Consider the following 19,795-nt stretch of genomic DNA (forward strand, 5'->3'; position numbering starts at 1 on the left):
ATCATGACCCAGTTCAGTGAACGGTGTTAACTATTGGAACAGGTTTCACCCGGTCGAGGGAAATCCTCGGGTCTCCCCTGGGGGCGATCCCGGATGTCGCGGCCGCGCGGTGCGAGCAGGCTCACCGGCATGAAACTTCTCGCACTGGGGGCGGCCGCGGCCGCCGTCGCCGCACTGGGGGTCATGCCCGGGACGGCGTCCGCCGACGAGCTGCCGACGTTCGACTTCACGGACTGCCCGGCACCGCCCGCGAACGCCGACCCGGGCACGTGGCGCTGCGAAGCCTTTGTCTCTCAGGGAAAACTGACGATCGACCGCACCGAGATTCCGCTCGGGGAGGTGCGGCTGACGTTCAGCGAAGGCCGCGTGAACGGCGAGTACGCGCAGGTGTTCGGCGCGCTGCGGCACGCTCCCGCGCCCATCCCCGACCTGGCCGGCGCCACGATCCAGCTGCGCTACGGCGGCTACTCCGACTTCCACAGCGACGACGTGCGCCGCGGCGAGCTCGACGTCTACGCCGTGGTGCGGCACCCGTTGCTGCGCAAGGACTGCGGCATCGGCACGGCCTCGGCGCCGTTGCACACGGTCGTCCACGACGATCCCTCGGTGCCCCCGCGGATCATCTCGGAAAACCCGCGGACGGCGTTCTCCGGCGTCATCGACGCGGACCTGGCCCTGCCGGCGACGCAGGGCTGCGGCCCCCTCGGCAAGCTCGTCGACCGGCGGCTGGGCCTGCCGTCGCCGTCCGGCGAGAACGCGTTCCAGCAAGCGTCCTACGTGCAGTACAAGCCGCTCTAACGCTTCTTCGGCGTCACCCAGATGGTGATCGTCCCGGTGACCACCGGCTTGCCGTCGGAGTCCGAAATGGTCACCGGGACACCCAGCTCGAAGCCCTCGTCGCCGAACTCCGGCAGCTCGGGCAGCGACGCCACCGCGCGCAGGCCGGTTTCCGCCTTGGCGACGTACTGGACGTTCATGCCCTTCGGCAGCCAGCGGTGGGTCGTGGGCACCGTCGCCTCGGCGAGCATGCCCATCGCGATCTCGGCGAGGTTGCAGGCGGCAATCGCGTGGAACGTGCGGATGTGGTTGTAAACACCCCACCACTTCGGCGCGCTGACCTCGCAGTGACCGGGCCGCAGCTCGCGCACCGAGGGCAGCACCGTGCGGAAGTAAGGCACCCGCACGCACATCGCGGCGCTGAACAGCTGTTTCCCGCCCGGTTTCGTGGCCAGCTTGTGCCACAGCGCGAACGTAGGCGTCTCGGACATGGGGTTCTCCTCGGGCTAAGCTACTGCTCAGTAGCAAAGCAGACGACCTGCTCGCGCGCAAACGGCCGGGTATGTTCGGCCGCGTGGCGAACCGTCTCTTCCTCCTCCGGCACGGGCAGACCGAATGGTCGCTGAACGGGCGGCACACCGGCCGCACGGACATCCCGCTGACACCGGCGGGCGAGGGCCAAGCGCTCGCGGCGGGTGGCACGCTCCGCAGCCTGGTCGGCGGGCCGTCGCTGGTGCTGTCGAGCCCGCGCGCCCGCGCGCTGCGGACCGCCGCGCTGGCCGGGCTGCGCGTCGACGAAGTCACCGAAGACCTGGCCGAGTGGGACTACGGCGACTACGAGGGCATCACCACGCCGAAGATCCGCGAGACGGTGCCGGGCTGGACGGTCTGGACCCACCCGAGCCCCGGCGGCGAAAGCGCGGACGACGTCTCCGCGCGTGCGGACCGCGTCCTGACGCGCGCCCGCCGCGCCAGCGAATCGGGCGACGTCATCCTGGTCGGGCACGGGCACTTCAGCCGCGTGCTGGTGGCCCGCTGGCTCGCCATGCCCGCGACCGCCGGCGTCCACTTCGGACTCGACGCGGCCGGCATCGCGGTGCTCGGCGACGAGCGCGGCGAGCCGCAGATCGAACACCTCAACCTGCTGCCCGCCCTGGAGGACTGACGTGCCCGACGACCGCATCCGCCGGATCGGACCCGACGACGTCGAGGCCGCCGTCGCACTGGCCTACGCGCTGGCGGACTACGAGCGCGCGCCCGGCGAGTGCCACCTGACGGCCGAGCAGCTGCGTTCCGCGTTGTTCGGCGAAGCGCCGAAGCTGTTCGGGCACGTGGCCGAGGTGGACGGCGAGATCGTCGGCTTCGCGGTGTGGTTCCTCAACTTCTCCACCTGGCGCGGGGTGCACGGGATCTACCTGGAGGACCTGTTCGTGCTACCCGCGTACCGCGGCTCCGGCCTCGGCAAGGCCCTGCTGGCGGCGCTGGCGGCCGAGTGCGTCGCCAACGGCTACGCGCGGCTCGAGTGGTCGGTCCTGGACTGGAACCCGGCGACGGAGTTCTACAAGGCCCTCGGCGCGGTCCCGATGGACGAGTGGACGGTCAACCGCCTCACCGACGCACCCCTGCGTTCCCTCGCCGCCCAAGCCTGACCCGGTGCCGGGGCTCAGTCCTCTTCGCGGCCTTCGCGCTCGGCACGGCGGCCCGCCATCCCGCCGCGTTCGGCGGCTTCCGTCTCCGTCTCGCCCTCCCGCAGGCCCAGCGCCCACGCGCGGGCCGGGCGGCGGAACAGCAGCGCCAGCGCGGCGATGCCGAACAGCGCCACCGGCACGCCCCACGCCGGCTCGCCGGACGGGCCGAGCAGGTACCAGCCGAGCCCGATCACGATCAGGGCGATCACCACGCCGGGCGAGCGCGCCCACGTCTGACCGAGGACCAGGCCGGCCGACGCGGCCAGGAACGCCAGCGCGACCACGATGAACGTGCCCGACTCGACGAAGACGTTGTTCCCCGGCTGGGCCGGCGACCCCAGGCCGTTCACCAGCACGATCGCCCCGAACACCAGCAGCGCGAGCGACGGCACCGCGGTGACCAAACCGGCCAGCCGGACCTCACGGGGAGCGGGCGAGAGCTTCACTGGGGGGCCTTCCGGAAGGTCTTTTCGCGGGGAGCACAGTGGACTCGACCAGGGCGGGTCACCGTGCGTGAGCTGATTCGATCGTATGCCACCCGGTCGGCCGTTTTCCCGGGACCGTCCGGGCGCTGAGAATTCAAGAGTCGTCGATGAGCGGGCGGTCGGCCCGGGTGCACTTGTCACGACGCGCGGACACCCGCACGTGAAGGAGGGCCGCCCGCCACAGGGTCGCGAAGGTGCTGTTCGCCGGGGTTGCGCCGGTCACCATGCGGGTCCGGAAGGTTCTCGGGCCGCCGGAAGTCACCTACCCTGCGGTGGTGCGCGCAATCCTCGTCGTGAACCCGCAGGCCACCTCGACCACCGCAGGTGGCCGGGACGTGCTGGCGCACGCGCTCGCCAGCCAGGTCAAGCTCGACGTGGTCGAGACGGACTACCGCGGCCACGCGATGGCCGTCGCCCGCTCGGCCGCGCGGGACGGCATCGACCTGGTCGTGGCGCACGGCGGCGACGGCACGGTCAACGAGGTCGTCAACGGCCTGCTGGCCGACGCAGCGACATCCGGGGCTCCGCCCCAGGCCGGGGGCGCCGCCACCGGGACCTCCGCAAGGGGGTGGGGCGACCCGACCCGAATAGGCCGCATCCCCGCCCTGGGCGTCGTGCCCGGCGGCTCGGCCAACGTGTTCGCGCGTGCTCTCGGCATCTCCTCGGACCCGGTCGAAGCCACCCACCAGCTGCTGCACGCGCTGGAGAACGACCGCTCGCGCCGGGTCGGCCTCGGCCTGGCCGACGGGCACTGGTTCACCTTCAACGCCGGCCTCGGCTGGGACGCCGACGTCGTCGGCCGCGTGGCGAAGCGCCGCGGCAAGCAGACGACGGCGGGTCTCTACCTGCGAGCCGCCGTCCGCTCCTACTTCCGGCCGCCGCTGGGTCGTCCGGCGCTCACCATCCGTGTCCCGGGTGAGGAACCCACCGAAGCGCTGACCGCTTTCGTGTCCAACACCGATCCGTGGAGCTACCTGGGCGAGCGGCCGATCCACCTCAACCCGGGTTGCTCGTTCGAGACGGGATTGGGCCTGTTCGCGTTGAACGGTCTGGGGTTGCCCACGGTGTTCAAGCATGTACGCCGTGCTTTGGCTACGAAGAGCAACCAAAACGGCCGGCGTCTCGTGCGTCACGATGACCTGCCGATGATCCGCATCGACGCAGCTGAACCGGTAAACTTCCAGGTGGACGGCGACCTCGTCGGCCAGCGGAACCGAGTGGAGTTTTTCAGCGTGCCGGATGCACTCACCGTAATCGTGTGACGACGGGACAGCTGATCGCCTGCGGCAAAGTGCAATCTGCCGTTCGTCGACGCAGAAGCTCCACTCAGCGCATCAGCCTTCCCCCGGGCGGGCTGTTTCGGAGAGAAACCGCAGGTCAGAAGCGTCGCTCGGCCGGGTGAGCTGACTCACCGATCTTCCGGAAACCCTTGTCGAAAGCGGTGCTTCGTGAAAGCATTCACAAGCACCCAAGAACACGACCGCCATTGACGACTGTGGCGCGGCCCTCCCGCGCCATGTGTAAGGAGCTCACGAACATGGACTGGCGCCACGACGCGGCCTGCCGAGACGAGGACCCCGAGCTGTTCTTCCCGGTGGGAACCAGCGGTCCGGCTCTGTCGCAGGTAGCTCAGGCGAAGGCCGTGTGCCACCGCTGCCCCTCCGCTTCCGACTGCTTGGCCTGGGCTTTGGCCAGCGGCCAGGACGCCGGCGTGTGGGGCGGCATGAGCGAGGACGAGCGACGCGCGCTCAAGCGCCGCCGTACGCACATCGGCACGCGTACCAACGCCTGACATTCTCATAGATCCACCGAACCACCCGAGCCAGGTAGGAATTTCACCCGGCGGGCCTTTTCCGTGCCCACGCCGTCTGGGGTGATACCTACTCAGCTCAAGCTTAACAACCGAGGCGAAACCACCCGGAGACGGGTGTGCTGAAACCTCACCGGGACTTCAAGTCCTCCCGCGAAAACGTTGAACGGCCCGGCACCGAGCTGAACCAGGTGCCGGGCCTTCAGCGTGTTTCCCTCCCGCGATCCGCACCCGATCACGTCGCTGCCGCGGGAATGCCCGGCGCCGCTCGAGTCCAAACGCGACTGTCTACAACCGACGCGAAAGTGGGATGCGCAGCGCCGCTTCGGTTCCCGTCACCCGGGTCGACGACTCCTCCACGCGCACCTTCCGCAGCGAAAGCGAGCCGCGCAGCTCGGACTCCACGAGCGTCCGCACGATCTGCAGCCCCAGACCGTCCGAGCGCTCCAGCGAGAACCCCGCCGGCAAGCCGCGGCCGTTGTCGCGGATCACGACGTCCAGCCAGCGGGCCGAACGCTCCACGATCAGCTCGACCTTGCCCGAGCGGCCGGCCGGGAACGCGTGCTCGATGGCGTTCTGGACCAGCTCGGCGAGCACCATCACGAGCGGCGTCGCGATCTCCGCGACGACCACCCCGAACGAGCCCGTGCGCTTCAGCCCGACCTGCGACTCCGCCGTGGCGACCTCGCCGACCATCGGCAGCACGTTGTCGAGCAGCTGGTCGAGGTCGACGCGTTCGTCCACCGAGATCGACAGCGCCTCGTGCACCAGCGCGATCGACGTCACCCGGCGCACCGACTCGGCCAGCGCGAGCCGCGCCTCCTCCGACGACGTCCGGCGGGACTGCAGGCGCAGCAGCGCGGCCACCGTCTGCAGGTTGTTCTTCACCCGGTGGTGGATCTCGCGGATCGTCGCGTCCTTCGACAGCAGCGCGCGGTCGCGCCGCTTCACCTCGGTGACGTCGCGGACCAGCACCAGCGCGCCCGCCGCCTGCCCGGCCGGGCGCAGCGGCAGCGCGCGGAACAGCACCACGGCGCCGCGCCGGGAATCGGCCTCCGTGCGGCTCGACGGCTTCCCGTCGAGCGCCTCGATGATCCGGTGCGACACCTCGGTCGCGTCGAACGGGTCGCGGATCAGGGAGCGCGTCAGCGGCGCCAGCCGGGTGCCGACCAGGTCGGATTCGTGCCCCATCCGGTGGTAGGCGGACAGGCCGTTCGGGCTGGCGAAGACGACCGTGCCGCTCGAGTCGAGCCGGATCAGCCCGTCCCCGACCCGGGGCGAGGTGTGCGTGTCGGTCGCGTTCGTGCCGTTCGGCGGGAACGTGCCGTCGACGATCATCTGGCACAGGTCGCCGGCGCTGCCCAGGTACGCGATTTCCAGCGGGCTGGGTACGCGCGGCGCGGCCAGGTTGGTCTCGCGGCTCATCACGGCGACGACCTCGTCGTGGAAGCGCACCGGGATGGCCTCGCGGCGCATCGGCAGGTCGCGGTACCAGTGCGGGTCCTCTTCGCGGCAGATCCGCACCTCGCGCATGGCCTTGGCCAGCTGCGGGTGCTCCTCCACCGTGAACCGGGTGCCGACGACGTCCTCTGGGTGCGCGGTGGGCGCCGTCGTCGGCCGCGCGTGCGCGACGCAGACGAAGTCGCCGCCGTCCGGCTGCAGCTCCTCGGTCACCGGGACCCAGAGCAGGAAGTCCGCGAAGGACAGGTCGGCCAGCAGCTGCCACTCGGCGACGACGGTCTGGAGGTGGTCCGCCGCCGCCCCGGGGAGGCCGGTGTTGTCGGCGAGCAGTTCGGCGAGCGTCGACACGGTTACTCGACCGTCCCGAGGACGTCGCCCTGCTGGACCCGGTCACCCTTGGCGACGACGAGGCTGGTCAGCGTGCCGGCCTTTTCGCTCACGGCGGGCAGCTCCATCTTCATCGACTCCAGGATCAGGACGGTGTCACCGGCGTTCAGCGCGGTGCCGGGCGCCGCGACGACCTCGAGCACGGTGCCGACCATCTCCGCGCGGATCTCGGCCATCGCCACCCCTCCTCGTGCTCGCCCGACCACCCCATCCAACCAGAACGGGACGTCATGACACACTTGAGAGGTTGACCAGCTTTGACGACGAGGAGTGAACATGTCGAAGCGCGCCCGCAAGCGTCGCAGCCGGAAGAAGAACAGCGCGAACCACGGCGGTAAGCCCAACTCCTGAACCCGGCGTCGGCACGCAAAAGGCCCCCACACCGAAGTGCGGGGGCCTTTGTCGTGCTCGGGCGCTATTCGGAGCGCTGCTCGACGGTGATCTCGGTGCGTTCCACCGTCACACCGCCGCGGGAGGCGACGGTCTGGCGGATCGACGCGCGCAGCCTGGTCTTCAAGTCGGCGGGTGCGTGGTCACCGCCGCACTTGCGGGCCAGCAGCTGCTTGATGTGCTCGTCGATGCCGTACTCCTCGAGGCACGGCGGGCAGTCCTCGATGTGGGCGCGCAACGCGGCGTCCCGCTCGGCACTGCACTCGCGGTCGAGCAGCAGGTAGATGTCGGCGAGCGCCTCTTCGCAGCGGACCTTGTCGGACGCGCCCTCGCACATGTCGTTCATCGCCCGGCCACCTCTTCCTTGGCACCCCGGATGAAACCGCGTTCCCGCGCGACGTCGGCGAGCAGGTCGCGCAGCTGGGCGCGGCCGCGGTGGAGGCGGGACATCACGGTGCCGATGGGGGTGTCCATGATCTCGGCGATCTCCTTGTACGCGAAGCCCTCGACGTCGGCCAGGTAGACGGCCAGCCGGAACTCCTCGGGCAGCTTCTGCAGCGCGGCCTTGACGTCGGTGTCGGGGAGGTTGTCCATCGCCTCGACCTCGGCCGACCGCAGCCCGCTGGAGGTGTGGCTCTCCGCCTTGGCGATCTGCCAGTCGGTGATCTCCTCGGTGGGCTGCTGCACCGGCTGCCGCTGCCGCTTCCGGTAGCCGTTGATGTAGGTGTTGGTCAGGATGCGGTACATCCAGGCCTTGAGGTTCGTGCCGGCCTTGAAGGACGCGAAGGCGGCGTAGGCCTTCAGGTAGGTCTCCTGGACCAGGTCCTCGGCGTCAGCGGGGTTGCGGGTCATCCGCATCGCGGCCGAGTACAGCTGGTCGAGCAGCGGCATGGCGTCCCGTTCGAAGCGCTCGGCGCGCTCGGCCTCGGTCGCTTCCTCCGGCGCTGAGTTCTGCGTGCTCGGCAAACCGTTCCCTTCCCGCTCGGCGTCGATGCGCGTGCGCGCATACGGCAGACCCGAGTTTACGCGGGGACCGGGCACGCCGCGGTTCGCCGGTGCCTGGGGACGACGACGGCTGCGAGAGCGTGTGGTGGCGAGCGTTGGTGTCACGTCCCGTACAACCGTCCGGGGCGGGCGGGCATTCCCTAGACTTCCGGCCCATGGCTGGCAAGGGCACCCCGGCGACGGCGTTGTTGGGCAAGCAGAAGGTGGCGCACACGCTGCACGCGTACGACCACGACCCGCGCGCGGAGTCGTACGGCCTGGAGGCGGTGGAGGCCCTCGGCCTGGACCGGGCGAGGGTGTTCAAGACCCTGGTCGCCGAGGTCGACGGCCGGTTGGTGGTCGGCGTGGTCCCGGTCACGGGCCAGCTCGACTTGAAGGCGCTGGCGGCGGCGTCGGGCGGCAAGAAGGCGAAGATGGCCGACCCGGCGGCGGCCCAGCGGGCGACGGGGTACGTGCTGGGCGGGATCTCGCCGCTGGGCCACCGGAGCCGGCTCCCGGTGGTGATCGACGCTTCGGCACCGACGTTCGAGACGGTGTTCTGTTCGGCGGGGCGGCGGGGACTCGAGGTGGAGCTGGCGCCGTCGGAACTGATCCGGCTGACGGGTGCGGTGGTGGCGCCGATCGCGGCCTGACCAGCGGGTTCAGGCCAGGATCAAGCCCACCGCGCCGGCCAGCATCGCCCGGGTCACGAAGCGGTATTTGCGGTGGGCCGCCTTCGAAAGGGCCCAGATGTGCTGGGCGAGGTTCTCGGCCAGGCGATCGGGGTCACCGAGGATCGCCTGCGCGGCCGTCCGGTAGTCCCCGGCCGACGTGAAGGCGGCGATGGTCCCGTAGTGGGCGATGGAACGGGTTTTCAGCCACTTCGCCCGTGGAACCACCGTCCAGATGGCCAGGAGAACGCAGCGTGCGCCACAGGTCGTCGTGCACAGCGTCGTGTCCCACGCTGGGAGCTGACGGACCGGACCTGCGGGTTCAGGCCAGCGGGCGCAGCACCCGCGACAGCCACTCCGTCGCCGCCCGCGAGACGCCCTCCAGGTCCTTCGACAGGCTGTGGTCACCCTCGACCACCACGATCTCGTGGTGCGGCCCCGCCGAGGGACGCCCGAACGGGTCGTTCTCCCCCTGCACCACCAGCACCGGGACCTCGACCGCGTCCAGTTCCGGCTGGCGCGTCTTCTCCGGCTTGCCCGGTGGGTGCTCCGGGAACGCCAGGCACAGCACCGCCACCGCCTGGCCCTGCGCGGCCGTCCGGCACGCCACCCGTGCGCCCGACGACCGCCCGCCGAACACGAACGGGAGGGCGTCGAAGCGCTCCGAGAGGTCGTCCGCGATCGTCAGCCACGCCGTGTCCAGCTGGTTCGCCGGGGCCGGGGCGCGGCGGCCCGCCACCCGGTACGGCTGCTCGACCAGCGCCACGTGGACGCCGGCCGCCTGGGCCGCGCGCGTCACCGCCACGAGGTCCTTCGCGCCGAGGCCGCCGCCTGCGCCGTGGCCGAGCATCAGCACCGCCTCGCCCTCCTCGGCGCAGTGCAGGTACGCCCGCGCCGGGCCGTAGGCGGTGCCGATCTCGAGGGCCGTCATGAGAAGAGGGTGCCCTCGTGCGCCGGGTCGACGCGCTCCAGCAGCTCGGGCCCGTTGTTGCGGACGTTGTTGACCTTGGTCGAGATCGGCCGCAGCTCCAGCGACGCGACGATGTCGTCCGGCGTCGGCACCAGCAGGTCCTTAACGTCCTCGCGGTCGGGGTCGAGCCAGCCGTCCCAGTGCGACTTCGGCACGATCAGCGGCATCCGGTGGTGGACGTCGGTGAGCTGCCCGGCCGCGTCGGTCGTGATGATCGAGAACGTGATCAGCGGCGCCGCGTCCTTGTCGTCCTTCGGGTGCCAGCTCTCCCAGATCCCGCCGAACGCGATCGACGAGTCGTCCGGGGCCGTCATGTAGAACGGCTCCTTCTCCTTGCCCGTGCGGCGCCACTCGAACCAGCCGTCGGCGGGCACCAGGCAGCGGCGGGACACCAGCGCGCGGCGGAAAGCGGGCTTCTCGGCGGCGGTCTCGGCGCGCGTGTTGATCATCCGCGAGCCGACCGACGGGTCCTTGGCCCAGAACGGCACCAGGCCCCACTTCATGATCCGCAGCGAACGCTCGGCGGGCTCGTCCTCGAGGACCTGGCCGTCTTCGTCACGCGGGTGCCGCTGCACGACCGTGACGACGTTCTTCGTCGGCGCGACGTTGTGGTCCGCGCGCGCGTGGCCTTCGGTGAGGTCGATCGCCTCGAACTCCTCGATCAGCTTCGCCGGGTCCTTCGTGGCGGCGTAGCGGCCGCACATGCGCCTACCTCCTCGTGCCGGCTGCATCCGGGACGCCATCGTTACACGCAGGCCAGGGCCGTGGCGAGCGACGTGGGATCATTCGGGTGGGCACCGGTGCACGAGAGGACGAAGGTTTGGCGCGCAACGACTGGAGCAAGCTGGACGAGTCCGACGTCCGCGTGCGTCCGAGCAAGGGCACCCGCCCCCGCAGCAAGCGCCGTCCCGAGCACGCCGACGCCGTCTCCGCGATGGTCATCGGCAAGGACCGCGGGCGCTGGACCTGCGCGATCGACGCCGACCCCGAACGGGTGATCACCGCGATGCGCGCCCGCGAGATGGGCCGGACACCGGTGGTCGTCGGCGACCTCGTCGCCGTGGTCGGGGACGTCTCCGGCAAGCCCGACACCCTCGCGCGGATCGTCCGGGTCGACGAGCGCACCAGCTCGCTGCTGCGCACGGCCGACGACACCGACCCGTACGAGCGGCTGGTCGTCGCCAACGCCGAACGCCTGCTGATCGTCACCGCGCTGGCCGACCCGCCGCCGCGCACCGGCTTCATCGACCGCTGCCTGGTCGCCTGCTACGCCGGCGGCGTCGAGCCGGTGCTGTGCCTGACCAAGGCCGACCTGGCCAGCCCGGACGAGCTGCTGGCCGGGTACGCGGGGCTCGACGTCCCGGTGATCGTCAGCCGCTTCGACGAGCAGCCCGAGGGCCTCGACGAGCTGCTGAAAGACCGCGTGACGGCGCTCGTCGGACACTCCGGGGTCGGCAAGTCGACATTGGTCAACCGGCTGGTACCCGCCGCCGGGCTGGCCGTCGGCGTGGTCAGCTCGGTCGGCAAGGGGCGGCACACGTCCGTGGCGGCGGTGGCGCTGCCGCTCCAGAACGGCGGCTGGGTGATCGACACGCCCGGCGTGCGCTCGTTCGGGCTGGCCCACGTCACCGCGGACGACATCGTCGACGCCTTCGAGGAGTTCGCCGCGGCCGCCGAGGAGTGCCCGTCGGGCTGCGGGCACCTCGGCCCGCCCGAGGACCCCGGCTGCGCGCTCGACGACGTCGTCACCGACGGCACGGCGAGCGCCGAGCGGCTCGCGTCGCTGCGGCGCCTGCTGGCCTCGCGGGGCGGCCACGACGTGACCCGGCCCACGGAGTCCTGAGGCAACCGGGAACCGAACGCGGATCGTCACCGTCACAGAGGTAATGATTCGCCCGTTCGGGCGATATGCCCAGCGGAAGATCCGATCCTGAGGGGATGTACATGCGCAAGACCACCCTGGTCGCGGCCGGTGCCGCGCTGGTTCTGACGCTGACGGCGTGCAGCGGCAACTCCACCACGGGCACCGCCGCCCCGGCCGGCGAGCAGTCGCAGTCCGGTGGCAGCAGCAGCGGCCTCGCTTCGCCGTTCACCGACGCGTTCCAGCTGGCGTCGGCGTCGAGGCAGGGCACCGAGAAGTCCAAGTCGGCGAAGTTCACCATGGAGGGCTCCGCCGCCGGCCAGACCATGAGCGCCACCGGCGCGATGGCCTTCGACGGCGCGAACACGAAGTTCTCGATGACGAGCACCGCGGCCGGCCAGACCACCGAGATGCGCATGGTCGACAAGGTCATGTACCTCAAGCTGCCCGCCGACCAGCAGAAGCAGATGGGCACCGACAAGGCGTGGGCCAAGATCTCGGCCGACGGCACCGACCCGATCTCGCAGGCGATGGGGAGCGCGCTCTCGCAGTCGGCGGAGCAGAGCGACCCGAGCAAGATCCTGGAGCAGGTCTCCAAGGCGGGCCGGATCATCTCGTCCGACCAGACCGAGCTGAACGGCGAGCAGGTCAACCACTACAAGGTCGAGCTCGACGTGGCCAAGGCCATCGACCAGTTCACCGGCCAGGTCCCGGCCGCCGCGCGCGACCAGATCAACGAGAAGCTCAAGGGCAAGGACCTCAAGATCCCGGCCGAGCTGTGGCTGAACAAGGACAATCTGCCGGTGCAGGTCACCATGGACCAGGGCGCGATGATGCAGGCGCTGGGCGCGCCGGCCGGCGACGCGAAGTTCACGATGAAGTACAGCGACTGGGGCACCCAGGTCGACGTGACGGCCCCGCCGGCCGAGCAGGTCGTCGACCTCGGCGAGCTGATGAAGAAGGCCGGTCGCTGACCGGAAAACTCTGAGTAGCAGCGGCTCCCCCGAACGGGTTCGGGGGAGCCGCTGTGTTTTTGTTGGCGCCATGCGCAAAGCCGCCGTGGTGCTGCTGGTCGTCCTGCTCTCCGGCTGCTCCGGTTCGCCACCCCCGGCCGCGTTCACCGACGCGCGGGCACTGGCCGACGCCGCGACGGCGGCCACCACGAGCGGCGGCTCGGCGAAGTTCGCCGCGGACGTCGCCGTCGGCTCGGTCCGGTCGAAGGGCCAGGGCCAGGCGCGCTTCGGTGCGGGCGGGATGTCCCAGGTGATGACGACCGACTTCCTCGGCGAGCCGCTGGAGCTGCGCCTGGTGGCCGGCAAGCTGTACGCGAAGGTGCCGGAGGGTTCGCGCGACGAGGTCGGCGCGGACAAGCCGTGGGTGCTGGTCGCGGCGGACGGCAGCGACCCGTTCTCCCAGGTGCTCGGCGGCAGCCTGACGCAGCTGGCGGCGCAGAACGACCCGGCGCACACCCTGGGCGAGATCCGGACGGCGGGCACGATCGTCTCGTCGGAACGCACGCAGCTCGACGGCGTGGCGGCGGAGCACTACCGCGTCGACCTGGACCTGGCCCGCCTGGGCACGGACCTGCCCGCGGGCCTGCCCCCGGAGTCGGCGGGCCGGCTCGGCAAGTTCCTGGTGGAGCTGTGGCTCGACGACACCCACCGGCCGCTCCGGATCGTCCTGGACCTGACCCCGATCCTGCCGGGCTCCGAGGCCCGCATCACCACGCGCTATTCGGACTGGGGCACGCCTGTCGACATCCAGCCGCCGCCCCCGGGCGAAGTGGGGTAGTCACGTTTCGGCTCGCTGCCTCGTCCGTTCTCCGACGAAGGGAGAAGGACATGCGGGTGCTGGTGATCGGGGCGACGGGTGTGCTGGGCAGGCCGGCGGTGACGCGGCTGCTGGCCGGCGGCCATGAGGTGAGCGGTCTGGCCAGTGCGGCTTCGCGCGTGCCGGCGGTGTCGGCGACGGGTGCCCGGCCGGTGGAAGGCGACTTGTTCTCGGCCGATTCGCTGGTCGCGGCGTTGCGCGGCCACGACGCGGTCGTGAACCTGGCGACGCGGATTCCGGCGAAGGTGACGAGCAAGGCGGCGTGGGCGCTGAACGACCAGGTCCGCCGTGCGGGGAGCGCGGCTCTGGCGGCGGCGGTCCGGCAGGTCGAAGAGGTGCGGATCGTGGTCCAGGAGGGGATCTCGTTCGTGTACGCCGACGGGGGTTCGGCGCTGCTGACGGAGGAGGCTCCGCTGCGTCCGGGCGTGGTTACGGCGTCTTCGGTCGAGGCGCACTCGAACGTGGCGGCGTTGACGGACCGCACGGTGGTGCGGCTTCGGATCGGCACGCTGCTGGGTCCGGACCCGATGACGTCGGCCCTGCTCGCGGCCGCCCGCCGAGGTGGGCCACTGATCATGGGCGCACGCACGGACTGGACGACGGCGATCCACCCATCGGACGCGGCCGCGGCCGCGGTGGCGGCGTTGGAGGCGCCCTCGGGGGTTTACAACGTGGGCGCGCCACCGTTGCTGAAGGCCGATCTGGGCGCGGCGATGGCCGCGGCGGCCGGGGTGCGCCGGGCGCGGGCGTTGCCCAAGTGGCTGGTGTCGCGGATCCCGCTGGCGGAGCCGATGGGGCGCTCGCAGCGGGTGGATTCCACGAAGCTGGTGGACGCGACCGGCTGGAAGTGCGAACGCCCGGTGCCGGGCCCGGACTGGTTCACCGAGGACTGATCCCCGAGTTGTCCACAGGTGAACCCACCTGTGGACACTCAGAGCAGCTCCAGCAAGAACGGCAGTTCCTGCGGCGCGTACCAAGCCAGCTCGTGATCCTCGGCATCGCCCAAAGTGAACTCCGCGTCCGGGTCCCCCAGGTCCGCCGCGTCGATCACCGCGGCCGCCGCCGACACCGCTTCGGCGGCCTCCGGGGCGTCCACGTGGATCGCCGCCACCGCCGACAGCGGGATCGGGCCGCCGATGCGGACCACCGGGGCGTCCAGGTCCGGACGCAAAGTCAGCCCCTCGACGTCCGCCGAAATCACCACCCGGCGGGGTTCGCCCTTCTCCTCCGCCGCGATCAGGCGCAGGGAGGCGCGGGCCGCGTCCAGCAGGGCCGCGTACTCCAGCTCCTCGTCGGACCCGCTCACGTACGCCTCGCGCAACGCCGGCGTCAGCGCGAACGCCGTTCCGCTGCGGGCGCGGAACTCGCCCGACGACTCGAGGTCGCGAAGCATCGCGATCGTCGCAGGCAGATAGACCCTCACCAGTGCGCACCCTTCAGCTCTTCCAAGGATTCTTCGATCATCCCGGCCAGCAGGTCGACGTCGAAGGCGGCCTTGCGGTCGCCGTTCAGTCCGAAGTAGACGCCGCCGTGGTAGGACGTCACCCCGATCGCCAGCGCCTGGGTGCGCATCAGCGGCATCACCGGGAACATCTCGACCAGTCTGGCCTCTCCCGCGTACATCGGCACCTGCGGGCCCGGCGAATTGGTCACCATGACGTTGAAGATGCGCCCCGACAGCGACCCCGCCGCTCGCGCGCCGAGCGAATGGAGCGTAGCCGGGGCGAAGCCGCCGACCTTGAGCAGGCCGCGCGCCGCCACCGAACGGCCCGAGTCCAGGTGCTCGGCCATCGCGTGGCCGATGTGCTGCAGGCGCAGCACCGGGTTCGGCTCGCCGACCGGCAGGTCGACCAGGTACGCGGCCACCTGGTTGCCGATCAGCGCCGGCGTCGAGAACTCGGCCGTCTCCGCGTCGCGGACCGCCAGCGGCACCAGCGCGCGGATCGTCGTGTGCGGGGTCAGCGGCTCCTCGCGCGAAAGCAGCCATTCGCGCAGCGCGCCCGTGATCGCCGCGAGGACGACGTCGTTGACCGTGCCGCCGTGCGCCGCGCGGATCTTGCGGTAGTCCTCCAGCCGCGTCCGGACCACGGAGAACACGCGGCCGCCGGACACCCGGACGTTCAGCGGGCCGGTCGGCGCCGGCCGCACCAGCGTGCGCAGCGTCGACGCCACGCCGCCGACCGTCTCGGCGAACTTGCCCGCCGCCGCGAACGCGTCGTTCGCCGCCGAGCGGACGTTCTCGACGACCTCGCCCGGCCGCTGGACGCCCTCGCTGACCGCGTCCAGCACCAGTTGCGTGCGGCTCGGCTCGCGCCGCGGCGTCCAGATGTCCTCGAACGGCTCCGGCTCGGCCGGCGTCGGGTCGAGGATGAGCTGGCCGAGCTCGATCGTGCCGACACCGTCCACAACGGACTGGTGGGTCTTCGTCACCAGCGCGATGCGGTCGCCGGCCAGCCCCTCGATGAAGTACGCCTCCCAGAGCGGCCGCTCCGGCGCCAGCCGCCGCGACATCAGCCGCGCGACCAGGTCGAACAGCTGCTCGTCGCTGCCCGGCTGCGGGAGCGCCGAGCGCCGGACGTGGTAGTTGAGGTCGAAGTCGACGTCGTCCACCCACACCGGCCGCGCGAGGTGGCCCGGCACCTCGGCCACGCGCTGCCGGTAGCGCGGCAGGTACGCCAGCCGCGCGCCGATGAGGTCGAGCAGCTGCGCGTAGCCGAACCCGGACCGGGGCCGCTCGAAGATCGCCACCCCGCCGACGTGCATCGGCGTCGCGTGGTCCTCGACGTAGAGGAACGAGGCGTCCAGCGCGGAAAGGCGGTCGGGCATGGGCCGATCCTTACACAATGCGAGACTGCCGGGTGTGGGTGATGAGTCGACGATCTCGCCGAAGGACCGCTTCCTGACCGTGTACGGCCGCAAGCCGGTGCTCGAAGCGCTGGCGGACGACGGCCTGCGGGTGGACAAGGTGATCCTCGCCGACACCGCCCGCGGTCCGGGCGCGGCCGAGATCCAGCGCGCCGCGAAGGACGCCGGCGTGCCGGTGCAGCGCGCCAGCGCGCACCGGGTCAAGGTGCTCGCCGGCAACGGCAAGCAGGACCAGGGCGTGCTCGCCGACGTCGTCGCGCCGCGGATGCGCGCGCTTTCCGCGGCGCTGGCCGACCGGCGGCCGCCGTCGCGGGTGCTGCTGCTGGACGGCATCACCACCCCGGCGAACGTCGGCATGATCCTGCGGACGGCGACCGCCGCCGGGCTCGAGGGCGTGATCGTGCCGCGCCGCGGCGTCGCGGCGCTGGACCCGCTGGTGGTCAAGGCTTCGGCCGGGGTCGCGTTCCGCGCCCCGGTGCTGCGCTGCGGCTCCGCGCGCGAAGCGGCGGAGCTGCTCACCGAAGCCGGCTACGCGCTCTACGCACTCGGCGCTTCGGCGCGCACCACGGTGTTCGACGTCGACCTGCCGCAGCGCGCGGCGTTCGTCCTCGGCGGCGAGACGGCCGGCGTCGGCGGAGAAGTCGGCGAGCTCGTCACGGAATGGGTGTCGATTCCCATGCCCGGTGACGTCGAGTCGCTGAACGTCTCGGCCGCCGCGGCGGTCTTGTCATTCGAATTGGTGCGCCGCACCCGCTGACTACTCAGCCGTCCGGGAACAACACGTTCAGTTCGGAGAGCGTCTCTTCGACCGACCGGTGGTGCACGCCGACCATGCCCGCCTGCACGGCGCCGCGGATGTTCGTCGCGGAGTCGTCGACGAACGCGCAGCGCACGGCGGGCAGGCCGAGGCGGTCCGCCGCGATCAGGTAGACCGCCGGGTCCGGCTTGGCCACCCCGACCTCGCCGGAAAACACCAGGGCGTCGAAGTAGTCGAACATCGTGTTCTTGACCTCGGCCGACGCCCCGGGGGCGTTCGACAGGAGCGCGGTGCGGACGCCTCGCTCGCGCGCGGCCGCCAGGTAGTCGTAGAACCGGCCGGCATCGGGGTCGGTGAGAACTCCGGCGAAATCGACCAATAGCCCTTTCAGCACCCGGCACACCATAGCCGGGCGGCAACCCGCTGTCTCGCATAGCGCAACACTGCCGAGGATTCCTCCGCTTCGGCGGATCTCGCCCGGATTGTGCGATTCCCGTCGCCTTTCCGGCCCGTTCCCGCCTCTAAGCGGCGGAGGTGGGGAAATGCCGAGTCCAGGAGGGGACGAAATGATCGAGGAACACCGCCTGCGAACGCTCATCCACTGCGAAGCCGCCAGGAGGGCGGACCCGCCGCCGTCGGTGACACCGCTGGAACACCGCCGCGGCGGCGCCCGGTGCCCGGCGCCCCGGCAGCTCGAAGCGAGCGAGGTGGGCCGCGTGCTGACCATGCTGCTGGAGGCGTACGACGGCCGCCGCCCGGCGACGCAGGTGCGCGCGCTGGTGGCGCCGGAGGTGTACGCGGGGTTCAGCGGTCCCAGTAGGACACGGCCGCGCCACCGGACGCAGACGATCCACACGTGCACCCCGGCCCCGGACGTGATCGAGGCGTGCGCCCGGGTCGAGGCGGACGGCCGGTCGTTCGCTCTGGCGGCCCGGTTCACGCGGACGCCGACGGGGTGGCGGTGCGTGCGCTTCGCGTTGTTGAAGCCGCAGCACCCGGGCACGCCGCTTCGCCGGGCGGCGTGAGCGAGGTGGGGGCGGCACGGTCACCGCCGGGGTGATGGGGTGCGGCGGGGTGGGCGTGCGTGGGTGATGAGCCGGATTCGGACTCGGCTCACCACTCGCGAGCCGTCTGCCGGACCGGGCCGGCGGGACAAGCAGGCACCGGCCAACTCGCCCCGCGGACGGTCACTCGGCCGCGGCGGCGTAGGCCGCTTCGCCGGGCGCCGTGAGCGAGGTGGGCGCGGCACAGTCACCGTCGAGGTGATGAGTGCGGCGGGGTGGGCGGGGCTGGGTGGCGGGTCGGGTTCGGACTCGGCTCACCACTCACGAGCCGTCTGCCGGGCCGGCGGGACAAGCAGGCACCGGCCAACTCGCCCCGCGGACGGCCGCTCGGCCGCGGCGCAGGCCGCTTAGCCGGGCGCCGTGAGCGAGGTGGGGGCGGCACGGTCACCGCCGGGGTGATGGGTGCGGCGGGACTGGGTGGCGGGTCGGGTTCGGACTCGGCTCACCACCCACGAGCCGCCTACCGAGCCGGGCCTGCGAGACAAGCAGGCCCGGCCAGCTCGCCCTGCGGGTGGAACCGCGCGGTGGCCTTCAGAGCGCGACCGGCAGTGTCGCCAAGCCGCGCAGGGTCGTCGTCGGGTTCCACTCCGGCGTGCCCGCCAGCCTCAAGTCCGGGAGCCGCCGGGCCAGTTCGTGGAACACGATGCGGCCCTCCAGCCTCGCCAGCGGGGCGCCCAAGCAGAAGTGGATTCCCTGGCCGAACGCCAAGTGACGGGCCGTCGGCCGGGCTGGGTCGAAGTCGTCCGGATCGGGGCTCGCCGCCGGGTCGCGGTTGGCCGCGCCCAGCACGATGATCACCTGGCTGCCCGCGGGGATCCGCACCTCGCCGAGCGTCGTGTCGCGGAGGGCCGTGCGGGCCGTCAGCTGGACCGGTGAGTCGTAGCGCAGCACCTCCTCCACCACCCGGTCCGGCGCGGCCGCCGCGGCTCGCACACCGTCCTGGTGGTTCAGGAGCGCCAGCACGCCGTTGCCGATGAGGTTCGTCGTCGTCTCGTGGCCCGCGATCAGCAGCAGCGTGAGCGTCACCAGCAACTCGCCCTCGGAGAGGACGTCACCCGCGTCGGAAACCGCCACCAGTGCCGACAGCAGGTCCTCCCCCGGCTCGGATCGGCGCCGGGCCGCCAGCTCGCGGAAGTAGCCGACGAACGACTGCCGCGCCTTCACCGCCGGCTCGATCGTGTCCGGGTGCTGCAGGAACGGCGGGTCCAGGGCCCTGGCCATCGCGTGCGACCACGCCGCGAACTGCTCGCGGTCGTCCAGCGGGACGCCCAGCAGCTCCGCGATCACCTCCACCGGCAACGGCTTCGCGAGCGACGTCATCAGGTCGAACGAGCTGCCGACGCCGTCGAGGAGCGACGCTGTGAGCGCCTCGATCCGCGGCGCCAGCTGCTCCACCATCCGCGGCGTGAACGCTTTCGCCACCAGGCGCCGCAGCCGCGTGTGGTCGGGCGGGTTCAGCGAAAGAAACGCCCGGACCACGCGTCCTGACTCGTCGACCGGCTGGTCCGGGAGGCGGTCCGCCGGGTCCAGGTACTCGGGTTCCGGGTGACCGAACGCCGGGTCGCGCAGCACCTGCGTGGCTTCCGCGATGCCGCTGACGGCGAACATCTGCGGCGCCAGCGCCGCGACCGGCCACCGCGAGCGCCACCGCCCGTAGCCCGGGTACGGGTCAGGCCGGCGATCGGCGCCGAACAGCGCGAAGAACTCCTGCGGCTCCGCCGCGACCTGCGTCATGACAACCCCCGTTCACGACACCGGGGCGCGTGGCTGAGCCACGCGCCCCGGTGTGCCCGCC

General features: G+C 71.5%; 26 protein-coding genes. 13 read left to right on the forward strand and 13 right to left on the reverse strand.

Going from position 1 to position 19,795, the window contains the following annotated elements:
* The first annotated feature begins 129 nt into the window (after positions 1–129).
* Entirely contained in the window at positions 130–798 is a 669-nt protein-coding gene (locus ACLJQM_RS18230) for a hypothetical protein (RefSeq protein WP_410632109.1), read from the forward strand.
* Here ACLJQM_RS18230 and ACLJQM_RS18235 read toward each other — a convergent pair.
* A complete protein-coding gene (locus ACLJQM_RS18235; protein ID WP_410632110.1) occupies positions 795–1,268 on the reverse strand; it encodes a hotdog fold domain-containing protein in 474 nt (157 codons plus the stop codon). The two genes, ACLJQM_RS18230 and ACLJQM_RS18235, sit on opposite strands and share 4 nt — an antisense overlap.
* 83 nt (positions 1,269–1,351) lie before the next feature.
* Between ACLJQM_RS18235 and ACLJQM_RS18240 the strand changes: the two genes are divergently transcribed.
* Together ACLJQM_RS18240 and ACLJQM_RS18245 are read left to right on the forward strand one after the other, a co-directional pair.
* Complete coding sequence (locus ACLJQM_RS18240; protein WP_247018868.1) at positions 1,352–1,942, forward strand: acid phosphatase; 591 nt, start codon at positions 1,352–1,354, stop codon at positions 1,940–1,942.
* 1 nt (position 1,943) lies between these two features.
* The gene (locus ACLJQM_RS18245) at positions 1,944–2,426 is read left to right on the forward strand and encodes a GNAT family N-acetyltransferase (protein WP_410632111.1); all 483 of its coding nucleotides are present in this window, start codon (positions 1,944–1,946) and stop codon (positions 2,424–2,426) included.
* Between the two features lie 14 nt (positions 2,427–2,440).
* Here the strand turns inward: ACLJQM_RS18245 and ACLJQM_RS18250 are convergent, their stop codons facing one another.
* The gene (locus ACLJQM_RS18250; RefSeq protein ID WP_360765059.1) at positions 2,441–2,911 is read right to left on the reverse strand and encodes a hypothetical protein; all 471 of its coding nucleotides are present in this window, start codon (positions 2,909–2,911) and stop codon (positions 2,441–2,443) included.
* Between the two features lie 314 nt (positions 2,912–3,225).
* Here ACLJQM_RS18250 and ACLJQM_RS18255 point away from each other — a divergent pair, with 314 nt between their 5' ends.
* On the forward strand, positions 3,226–4,212 hold the full coding sequence (locus ACLJQM_RS18255) for a diacylglycerol/lipid kinase family protein (protein WP_410632191.1): 987 nt from the start codon (positions 3,226–3,228) through the stop codon (positions 4,210–4,212).
* 275 nt (positions 4,213–4,487) lie between these two features.
* Positions 4,488–4,742: a WhiB family transcriptional regulator gene (locus ACLJQM_RS18260; RefSeq protein WP_043777259.1), complete on the forward strand. Its 255-nt coding sequence runs from the start codon at positions 4,488–4,490 to the stop codon at positions 4,740–4,742.
* Positions 4,743–5,048: 306 nt separating this feature from the next.
* Here the strand turns inward: ACLJQM_RS18260 and ACLJQM_RS18265 are convergent, their stop codons facing one another.
* Entirely contained in the window at positions 5,049–6,569 is a 1,521-nt protein-coding gene (locus ACLJQM_RS18265) for a sensor histidine kinase (RefSeq protein WP_247018863.1), read from the reverse strand.
* Positions 6,570–6,571: 2 nt separating this feature from the next.
* Positions 6,572–6,784, reverse strand: a complete 213-nt coding sequence (locus ACLJQM_RS18270; protein ID WP_410632112.1) for a biotin/lipoyl-binding carrier protein — start codon at positions 6,782–6,784, stop codon at positions 6,572–6,574.
* 100 nt (positions 6,785–6,884) lie between these two features.
* Here ACLJQM_RS18270 and ACLJQM_RS18275 point away from each other — a divergent pair, with 100 nt between their 5' ends.
* Positions 6,885–6,959: a 50S ribosomal protein bL37 gene (locus tag ACLJQM_RS18275; protein WP_371827656.1), complete on the forward strand. Its 75-nt coding sequence runs from the start codon at positions 6,885–6,887 to the stop codon at positions 6,957–6,959.
* A 64-nt stretch (positions 6,960–7,023) separates the two neighbouring features.
* Here ACLJQM_RS18275 and rsrA read toward each other — a convergent pair whose 3' ends face one another.
* Positions 7,024–7,344 carry a mycothiol system anti-sigma-R factor gene (gene rsrA / locus ACLJQM_RS18280; protein ID WP_247018860.1) on the reverse strand — a complete coding sequence of 107 codons (321 nt, stop codon included), beginning with the start codon at positions 7,342–7,344 and terminating at the stop codon, positions 7,024–7,026.
* Positions 7,341–7,964, reverse strand: coding sequence for a sigma-70 family RNA polymerase sigma factor (locus ACLJQM_RS18285; protein ID WP_125312718.1), 624 nt, complete (start codon positions 7,962–7,964; stop codon positions 7,341–7,343). The genes rsrA and ACLJQM_RS18285 overlap by 4 nt, the downstream gene beginning before the upstream one ends.
* 194 nt (positions 7,965–8,158) lie before the next feature.
* On the opposite strand from ACLJQM_RS18285, the gene ybaK reads away from it, so the two are divergent.
* A complete protein-coding gene (ybaK, locus tag ACLJQM_RS18290) occupies positions 8,159–8,635 on the forward strand; it encodes a Cys-tRNA(Pro) deacylase (RefSeq protein WP_247018857.1) in 477 nt (158 codons plus the stop codon).
* A 9-nt stretch (positions 8,636–8,644) separates the two neighbouring features.
* On the opposite strand, the gene ACLJQM_RS18295 is transcribed toward ybaK, so the two are convergent.
* Genes ACLJQM_RS18295 through ACLJQM_RS18305 form a run of 3 tightly spaced genes read right to left on the reverse strand, consistent with a single transcriptional unit; the run spans position 8,645 to position 10,327 of the window.
* Positions 8,645–9,061, reverse strand: coding sequence for a Pycsar system effector family protein (locus tag ACLJQM_RS18295; protein ID WP_410632113.1), 417 nt, complete (start codon positions 9,059–9,061; stop codon positions 8,645–8,647).
* A complete protein-coding gene (locus ACLJQM_RS18300; protein ID WP_247018855.1) occupies positions 8,976–9,584 on the reverse strand; it encodes an alpha/beta family hydrolase in 609 nt (202 codons plus the stop codon). Before ACLJQM_RS18300 ends, ACLJQM_RS18295 begins: the two co-directional genes overlap by 86 nt.
* On the reverse strand, positions 9,581–10,327 hold the full coding sequence (locus tag ACLJQM_RS18305) for an SOS response-associated peptidase (protein ID WP_247018854.1): 747 nt from the start codon (positions 10,325–10,327) through the stop codon (positions 9,581–9,583). Before ACLJQM_RS18305 ends, ACLJQM_RS18300 begins: the two co-directional genes overlap by 4 nt.
* A 116-nt stretch (positions 10,328–10,443) precedes the next feature.
* Between ACLJQM_RS18305 and rsgA the strand changes: the two genes are divergently transcribed.
* From rsgA to ACLJQM_RS18325, 4 genes are all read left to right on the forward strand, one after another.
* On the forward strand, positions 10,444–11,466 hold the full coding sequence (gene rsgA, locus ACLJQM_RS18310; protein ID WP_247018853.1) for a ribosome small subunit-dependent GTPase A: 1,023 nt from the start codon (positions 10,444–10,446) through the stop codon (positions 11,464–11,466).
* Positions 11,467–11,567: 101 nt separating this feature from the next.
* Positions 11,568–12,458, forward strand: a complete 891-nt coding sequence (locus ACLJQM_RS18315) for a hypothetical protein (protein WP_410632114.1) — start codon at positions 11,568–11,570, stop codon at positions 12,456–12,458.
* 70 nt (positions 12,459–12,528) lie between these two features.
* The gene (locus ACLJQM_RS18320) at positions 12,529–13,275 is read left to right on the forward strand and encodes a hypothetical protein (protein ID WP_410632115.1); all 747 of its coding nucleotides are present in this window, start codon (positions 12,529–12,531) and stop codon (positions 13,273–13,275) included.
* 50 nt (positions 13,276–13,325) lie between these two features.
* Positions 13,326–14,207 (forward strand): NAD-dependent epimerase/dehydratase family protein, encoded by an 882-nt coding sequence (locus ACLJQM_RS18325; RefSeq protein ID WP_360765040.1) that lies wholly within the window; start codon positions 13,326–13,328, stop codon positions 14,205–14,207.
* A gap of 38 nt (positions 14,208–14,245) precedes the next feature.
* Here ACLJQM_RS18325 and ACLJQM_RS18330 read toward each other — a convergent pair whose 3' ends face one another.
* Together ACLJQM_RS18330 and ACLJQM_RS18335 are read right to left on the reverse strand one after the other, a co-directional pair.
* Positions 14,246–14,737, reverse strand: a complete 492-nt coding sequence (locus ACLJQM_RS18330; RefSeq protein WP_247018845.1) for a DUF6912 family protein — start codon at positions 14,735–14,737, stop codon at positions 14,246–14,248.
* On the reverse strand, positions 14,734–16,140 hold the full coding sequence (locus tag ACLJQM_RS18335; protein WP_410632116.1) for a WS/DGAT/MGAT family O-acyltransferase: 1,407 nt from the start codon (positions 16,138–16,140) through the stop codon (positions 14,734–14,736). The genes ACLJQM_RS18330 and ACLJQM_RS18335 overlap by 4 nt, the downstream gene beginning before the upstream one ends.
* Before the next feature lie 34 nt (positions 16,141–16,174).
* Between ACLJQM_RS18335 and ACLJQM_RS18340 the strand changes: the two genes are divergently transcribed.
* A complete protein-coding gene (locus tag ACLJQM_RS18340) occupies positions 16,175–16,936 on the forward strand; it encodes a TrmH family RNA methyltransferase (protein WP_247018842.1) in 762 nt (253 codons plus the stop codon).
* 4 nt (positions 16,937–16,940) lie between these two features.
* On the opposite strand, the gene ACLJQM_RS18345 is transcribed toward ACLJQM_RS18340, so the two are convergent.
* On the reverse strand, positions 16,941–17,315 hold the full coding sequence (locus tag ACLJQM_RS18345; RefSeq protein ID WP_360766182.1) for an HAD-IA family hydrolase: 375 nt from the start codon (positions 17,313–17,315) through the stop codon (positions 16,941–16,943).
* Between the two features lie 187 nt (positions 17,316–17,502).
* Between ACLJQM_RS18345 and ACLJQM_RS18350 the strand changes: the two genes are divergently transcribed.
* A complete protein-coding gene (locus ACLJQM_RS18350) occupies positions 17,503–17,961 on the forward strand; it encodes an Rv3235 family protein (protein ID WP_410632117.1) in 459 nt (152 codons plus the stop codon).
* Between the two features lie 570 nt (positions 17,962–18,531).
* Here the strand turns inward: ACLJQM_RS18350 and ACLJQM_RS18355 are convergent.
* Positions 18,532–19,734: a cytochrome P450 gene (locus tag ACLJQM_RS18355; RefSeq protein WP_410632118.1), complete on the reverse strand. Its 1,203-nt coding sequence runs from the start codon at positions 19,732–19,734 to the stop codon at positions 18,532–18,534.
* Between the last annotated feature and the right edge of the window lie 61 nt (positions 19,735–19,795).

The sequence above is a fragment of the Amycolatopsis sp. cmx-4-83 genome, assembly GCF_046548815.1.
GTDB lineage: Bacteria > Actinomycetota > Actinomycetes > Mycobacteriales > Pseudonocardiaceae > Amycolatopsis > Amycolatopsis pretoriensis_A.

What these genes read in the sequence shown, in the direction of transcription:
- ACLJQM_RS18230 (WP_410632109.1), top strand. Translation starts at nt 130, where the DNA reads ATGAAACTTCTCGCACTGGGGGCGGCCGCGGCCGCCGTCGCCGCACTG.
- ACLJQM_RS18235 (WP_410632110.1), bottom strand. Translation starts at nt 1,268, where the DNA reads ATGTCCGAGACGCCTACGTTCGCGCTGTGGCACAAGCTGGCCACGAAA.
- ACLJQM_RS18260 (WP_043777259.1), top strand. Translation starts at nt 4,488, where the DNA reads ATGGACTGGCGCCACGACGCGGCCTGCCGAGACGAGGACCCCGAGCTG.
- ACLJQM_RS18270 (WP_410632112.1), bottom strand. Translation starts at nt 6,784, where the DNA reads ATGGCCGAGATCCGCGCGGAGATGGTCGGCACCGTGCTCGAGGTCGTC.
- rsrA (WP_247018860.1), bottom strand. Translation starts at nt 7,344, where the DNA reads ATGAACGACATGTGCGAGGGCGCGTCCGACAAGGTCCGCTGCGAAGAG.
- ybaK (WP_247018857.1), top strand. Translation starts at nt 8,159, where the DNA reads ATGGCTGGCAAGGGCACCCCGGCGACGGCGTTGTTGGGCAAGCAGAAG.
- ACLJQM_RS18300 (WP_247018855.1), bottom strand. Translation starts at nt 9,584, where the DNA reads ATGACGGCCCTCGAGATCGGCACCGCCTACGGCCCGGCGCGGGCGTAC.
- ACLJQM_RS18305 (WP_247018854.1), bottom strand. Translation starts at nt 10,327, where the DNA reads ATGTGCGGCCGCTACGCCGCCACGAAGGACCCGGCGAAGCTGATCGAG.
- ACLJQM_RS18315 (WP_410632114.1), top strand. Translation starts at nt 11,568, where the DNA reads ATGCGCAAGACCACCCTGGTCGCGGCCGGTGCCGCGCTGGTTCTGACG.
- ACLJQM_RS18320 (WP_410632115.1), top strand. Translation starts at nt 12,529, where the DNA reads ATGCGCAAAGCCGCCGTGGTGCTGCTGGTCGTCCTGCTCTCCGGCTGC.
- ACLJQM_RS18325 (WP_360765040.1), top strand. Translation starts at nt 13,326, where the DNA reads ATGCGGGTGCTGGTGATCGGGGCGACGGGTGTGCTGGGCAGGCCGGCG.
- ACLJQM_RS18335 (WP_410632116.1), bottom strand. Translation starts at nt 16,140, where the DNA reads ATGCCCGACCGCCTTTCCGCGCTGGACGCCTCGTTCCTCTACGTCGAG.
- ACLJQM_RS18350 (WP_410632117.1), top strand. Translation starts at nt 17,503, where the DNA reads ATGATCGAGGAACACCGCCTGCGAACGCTCATCCACTGCGAAGCCGCC.
- ACLJQM_RS18355 (WP_410632118.1), bottom strand. Translation starts at nt 19,734, where the DNA reads ATGACGCAGGTCGCGGCGGAGCCGCAGGAGTTCTTCGCGCTGTTCGGC.